We start from the raw sequence: 4,940 nt of genomic DNA, 5'->3' as shown, positions 1-4,940 counted from the left end.
TTTTCCAAAAAGCTTCAGAAGACGCCGCCTTTCTGAAAAAAGGCGGCACCCGAAAACTTTTCTTTTTTATCAAGGACCTGTTTTCAAACACTCTCTTACAGATTCACGCCCATGCGTGCGGCACACCATGTCACGCAGAGGTAGAGTGCGGCCGTCAGCACGCATCCCGCCAGAAGTGCGACATAAAAACCGACCCCATGGCGCATCAGGCAGGGGATCAGCAGGAACATCGGCAGCGACGGAATGACATACCAGAATGTTGCCTCCACATGGGTTTCCATGCGTGCCGGGTCTTTCGTTTCCGCCCACAGCCACAGCATCCCGAACACTGAAATCAGCGGCAGGGACGCAACCAGCGCACCCAGCGCGGGATAGCGGCGCGCGATGGTGGAGACCAGCGCGATAATCAGCCCGGACAGGGCGGTTTTGAAGATGAAGAACATGGGGGCGTGCCGGTCATCCAGATGAAGGGGGCAGGTTTCACTTGCCACGGTTCGCAAGGGTATAGCACACCGGCAGGCCCTGCCATCATTGCCGGAACGGACATGTCCCCCTCCTCCATACCCCGCCGTCCTGTCGCCACCGCCATGCCTTCTGTCGATGATGCGCCCTCTGCCGACATGCCGGCCGATGCGCCGGTCATTGTCTGGTTCCGTAATGACCTGCGGTTGTCGGACAATCCGGCACTGTCGCATGCCGTGGCATCGGGGCGGCCGGTGCTGTGTCTTTTTGTGCATGATCCGCAACATGCGCGCGAACATGCGTTGGGGGCGGCCGCGCAATGGTGGCTTGATGGCGGGTTGCGGGCACTGCATGCGGATCTGGCGCGAATGGGGGCGGTACTGCATGTTGCGTGTGGCGATGCGCTTGCGCTGGTGCCGCGCATGGCGGCGCAGGCAGGCGCGGCAGAGGTCGTGTGGAACCGCCGGTATGATCCCCTGGGCCGTGAAACCGATACCGCCATCAAGGCGACGTTGAAGCATGCAGGCGTCATCGCACACAGCTTTGCCGCAGGCGTGTTGTATGAACCATGGACCGTGCGCACCCGCGCGGGCGATGCGTTTCGCGTCTTTACCGCATGGTGGCGTGCCGCGCGGGCGTCGGGTGAACCGCTGCCGCCGTTGCCTGCGCCGGGGCATGTCCATGCTGCGGTGTCCCCCGGCGCATGGGAGGGGTGTTGTGTGGGGATTGATGCGCTGCGCCTCGTGCCGGTCTCGCCCGACTGGGCCGGGGGACTGCGTGAGGCCTGGCAACCGGGCGAGGCACAGGCACGCGACCGGCTGCACCACTTTGTCGATGGCGGGCTTGGCGGATATGCCGACGCGCGCGACCGGCCCGACCTGCCTGCAACGTCGCGACTGTCGCCGGACCTGCGGTTTGGCCACATCTCCCCCCGGCAGGCATGGCACGCGGCCGTCGCCGCCGTGCGTGGCGGTGCAGCCGGGGGAATGGGGGAACAGGACCTGGAGAAGTTTCTGTCGGAACTGGGATGGCGCGACTTCGCGGTATCCCTCCTCTATGCGCAGCCTGAACTGGTATCGTGCAATTTCCGTACGGAATTCGATGCGATGCCATGGCGCAATGATGCCCGTGACCTGTGCGCGTGGCAGCAGGGGCGCACGGGTTATCCCATCGTGGATGCGGGCATGCGGCAGTTATGGCGCACCGGGTGGATGCATAACCGGGTGCGGATGATTGTCGCGTCCTTCCTGACGAAGCACCTGCTGTGCGACTGGCGCATGGGGGAGGCATGGTTTCGCGACACGCTGGTGGATGCCGATATCGCAAGTAATGTCATTAACTGGCAATGGGTGGCGGGGTGCGGTGTGGATGCCGCCCCTTATTTCCGTGTGTTCAACCCGGTATTGCAGGCGCGCAGGTTCGACCCGGACGGGACATATGTGCGGCGTTGGGTGCCCGAACTGGCGGGTGTGCCGACATCATGCGTGCATGCCCCATGGACATGCGACCCCGCGATCCGGGCGCGTGTGGCGTACCCGTCCCCCATCGTTGACCTGCAGGGCGGTCGCGCCCGTGCGCTTGCCGCGTGGAAGGGCCTGTCGGATGCACCGCACGAGGACGCCTGAAACAACCTGTTGGAAAGAAGATCCATCATGAGATTTCCCGCCTGTGACTATGGCCTTCAGGCGGGATGGTCAGGGGGCAGGGGGAATCAGGGGCGGGAGCATTTTTCCAGTTCGTCGAAGCGGGTATAATCGACGGTGATGCTGCCATCGGGATTGGTATTGATGATGTCCACGAAATGGTGGTCATACAGCATCCGGTCAAACCCGTACGCCGTGCGGGCGAATACCGATTGCCCGGAGGCTTCGTCCGTACCGGTGATGGTGACGATGATTTCCGCCTCCTCCGCCTTGAGCATCTCCAGCGTGACACCGTGCAGGGGGCTGCTTTCGTCGATGACATGAACCGGCAGGCACGCAAAGCGCAGGACCGGAATATGTGATTGCCGCAGGGGAAGGGAGTCGAATTCCCGCGTCACATGGCCGTCGGGTTGCGCAATCAGGCGCGCAAGCGAAAATTCGATATCCGCGCTCAGGATCGGGCTGCGGCGGCAGTTGGCGACACGCACGTCCAGGCGGGGGACGGCGTTGTCCTTTAAGATGACGGCGCGTTTGCTGAACATGATGCGCGCGCGTGGTCGTGAAAACCGGGCAAAGACAAGGCCCGTCGCCACGGCGTTGATCATCATGCCGCCCAGTACCTCTGTCGTCGCAAGCAGGTTCGCCACGCGCCCCACCGGGGCCATGACCCCATATCCCACGGTGGACAGGGTCTGGACGCTGAAAAAGAAGTAATCGAGGAAATCCCCCTGCCGTGCGCCCGAAACCTGTGATCCCACGACCATGTACGCCAGTGCGAAGACCACGTTGATCGCGACATAGAATGTGATGGAGAGATAGAGGAAATGGCTCCACCGTGCCGTCAGCGCATGGTGATAGAAGTCGGACCAGATGCGGTCCGCCTGTCCCACGCGCACGATGGTGTCGTGTCCCTTGTCCTCCAGCACGTGGGGATGGCGGGTGGCGGTTGCGGGGGTGATGGGGGCGGTCTGGGTCATGGAAAGGTTTCACCGTGGCACGAACGTGACAGAGTGTGTCATGGCTTATGACGACGTGCCAGTCAGCCTCCCTGCCGGTGTCCCATGCAAAACCTGCGTGACAGCCCGGGCTATAGCGGTACGCCGGTGCCGGTCTTGACGCGGTCCAGCACAACGACGGTGCGATAGGACCGCACCAGTTCATTGTCCGCCAGCAGCCGGGCAGTACGCTGTTCATAATCCTCCATCGACGGGACAAGCAGGATCAGGATGAACCCCGCCGTCCCGGTGACGCAGTAACATTGCTGTACTTCGGGCGCGTCGCGAAAGAACGCCTTTATGGCCGATACCGTGGCCGAGCGGTCGTCCGTCAGCGTGACATCCACCAGCACGGTGATGGGAAAGCCCACGGCGGCCTGATCCACGATGGCGACGGTCCGGCGGATGACGCCCTCTTTTTGCATGCGGGCGATGCGGCGCTGCACGGCAGGGGCCGACAGGTTGACCCGCCGCGCGATTTCGCGCTGTGGCTGGCCCGCGTCTTCTTGCAACAGGCGCACGATGGCCAGGTCATGCTGGTCCAGCTTGTGAGCGGACATTGCTCTTTCCTTTGGTTTCATGAGCGAAAATTGCACATATACCCTTAAAAAAGAGCACACTTCCCATCATGCTCAAGTTATTTCTTTGGACACATGAAACACAGGGCAGGTCATGGGCAACGAACGCAGACCCGTTGACGCGCGGGCCACGGCCTGCATGGTCGTGATGTGCGCGATCTGGGGCACGCAGCAGGTCATTATAAAACTGGCGGCGTCCTCCATGGCGCCATTATTGCAGGTGGGGGTGCGTTCGGGTGTGGCCGCAGCGCTTGTCGCGCTGGTGGTGCTGTACCGGCGTGAGCATCGCGCCCTGGCGGGCTGGACATTGCGCGGCGGCATCTTGGCGGGGGTGCTGTTCGGGGCGGAATTCGTGCTGGTGGGGGAGGGGCTGCGTTTTACCACGGCCTCGCACATCGCGATTTTCCTTTATACCGCGCCCATCTTTGCGGCGTTCGGCCTTGGGGTCAGCCTGCCGGAGGAACGCCTTGCCCCGTTGCAATGGTGTGGCATCGGACTGGCCTTTGCCGGGGTGGTTGCGACATTCGCGGGCCGGGGGGCGGCCCCGGCGGGAAGCATGACATGGCTGGGCGATCTTCTGGGCATTGCGGCGGGTGCGGCAAGTGGCGCGACCACGACGGTCGTGCGGGTTTCCGCCCTGTCGCGTGCCCCGGCCTCGGTCACGTTGCTCTATCAGCTTGTGGGTGGGTTCGTGCTGGCCTGTGGGGCGGCGGTGGCATTGGGGGAAGTACGGGTCACGTGGACGCCGGTGCTGACGGCGGGGCTGCTGTACCAAAGTGTGATCGTGTCTTTCGCCAGCTACCTTGCATGGTTTTCGCTGTTGCGGGTGTATCTTGCGTCACGTCTTGGGGTGATTTCCTTTCTGGCGCCCGTGTTCGGGACGGTGTTCGGCATGACGGTGCTGGGGGAACATCTGGATACCGCCTTCATCTGCGGTGCGGTCATGATCATGGGGGGCATCGTACTGGTCAGCGCGGATGACCTGTTGCGCACCGGACGCAGGCCGGCGGCCATGTGTGATACGTGCGTACCGGATACTGCCGCGCAATAGGGGGATTGATGTACCCAAAAGTACACTTTCCTCCCATATTGCATTGGGGAAATGACGAAAAATTTCGGGGGTGGTTTTCGTGGTGTTTTGCGCAAGCCCCCCTTATAACCCATCGCGACCATAAAAGGCGCTGGTGAAGCCCTTGCCGCCTGTTTGAAAGATCAGGATCAATAACATCCTGAAATCATAAAAGTTTTTGGTGAAGCTTTTT

At 62.1% G+C, this 4,940-nt stretch carries 5 protein-coding genes; 2 read left to right on the top strand and 3 right to left on the bottom strand.

Annotation, left to right across the window (positions count from 1 at the left end; all coding sequences use genetic code 11):
- Window positions 1-95: 95 nt before the first annotated feature.
- Window positions 96-443, bottom strand: a complete 348-nt coding sequence (locus B7G66_RS13765; protein WP_003621414.1) for a DUF3147 family protein — start codon at window positions 441-443, stop codon at window positions 96-98.
- A gap of 177 nt (window positions 444-620) precedes the next feature.
- Here B7G66_RS13765 and B7G66_RS13760 point away from each other — a divergent pair, with 177 nt between their 5' ends.
- Window positions 621-2,087, top strand: coding sequence for a cryptochrome/photolyase family protein (locus tag B7G66_RS13760; RefSeq protein WP_040512631.1), 1,467 nt, complete (start codon window positions 621-623; stop codon window positions 2,085-2,087).
- An 86-nt stretch (window positions 2,088-2,173) separates the two neighbouring features.
- Here B7G66_RS13760 and B7G66_RS13755 read toward each other — a convergent pair whose 3' ends face one another.
- Both B7G66_RS13755 and B7G66_RS13750 read right to left on the bottom strand, forming a co-directional pair.
- Window positions 2,174-3,082 carry an ion channel gene (locus B7G66_RS13755; protein ID WP_003621416.1) on the bottom strand — a complete coding sequence of 303 codons (909 nt, stop codon included), beginning with the start codon at window positions 3,080-3,082 and terminating at the stop codon, window positions 2,174-2,176.
- Between the two features lie 110 nt (window positions 3,083-3,192).
- Window positions 3,193-3,660: an Lrp/AsnC family transcriptional regulator gene (locus tag B7G66_RS13750; RefSeq protein WP_003621417.1), complete on the bottom strand. Its 468-nt coding sequence runs from the start codon at window positions 3,658-3,660 to the stop codon at window positions 3,193-3,195.
- A gap of 112 nt (window positions 3,661-3,772) precedes the next feature.
- Here B7G66_RS13750 and B7G66_RS13745 point away from each other — a divergent pair, with 112 nt between their 5' ends.
- Window positions 3,773-4,729: a DMT family transporter gene (locus B7G66_RS13745; protein WP_003621418.1), complete on the top strand. Its 957-nt coding sequence runs from the start codon at window positions 3,773-3,775 to the stop codon at window positions 4,727-4,729.
- Window positions 4,730-4,940 lie beyond the last annotated feature (211 nt).

It is taken from the genome of Novacetimonas hansenii JCM 7643, from assembly GCF_000964405.1.
GTDB lineage: Bacteria > Pseudomonadota > Alphaproteobacteria > Acetobacterales > Acetobacteraceae > Novacetimonas > Novacetimonas hansenii.
The sequence above is the reverse complement of the archived record's forward strand: the minus strand, read 5'-3'. Positions and strand labels throughout refer to the sequence as shown.

Bases quoted from the DNA above. Each gene is read 5' to 3' on its own strand.
- B7G66_RS13765 (WP_003621414.1), bottom strand. From the start codon at position 443: ATGTTCTTCATCTTCAAAACCGCCCTGTCCGGGCTGATTATCGCGCTG.
- B7G66_RS13760 (WP_040512631.1), top strand. From the start codon at position 621: ATGCCGGCCGATGCGCCGGTCATTGTCTGGTTCCGTAATGACCTGCGG.
- B7G66_RS13750 (WP_003621417.1), bottom strand. From the start codon at position 3,660: ATGTCCGCTCACAAGCTGGACCAGCATGACCTGGCCATCGTGCGCCTG.
- B7G66_RS13755 (WP_003621416.1), bottom strand. From the start codon at position 3,082: ATGACCCAGACCGCCCCCATCACCCCCGCAACCGCCACCCGCCATCCC.
- B7G66_RS13745 (WP_003621418.1), top strand. From the start codon at position 3,773: ATGGGCAACGAACGCAGACCCGTTGACGCGCGGGCCACGGCCTGCATG.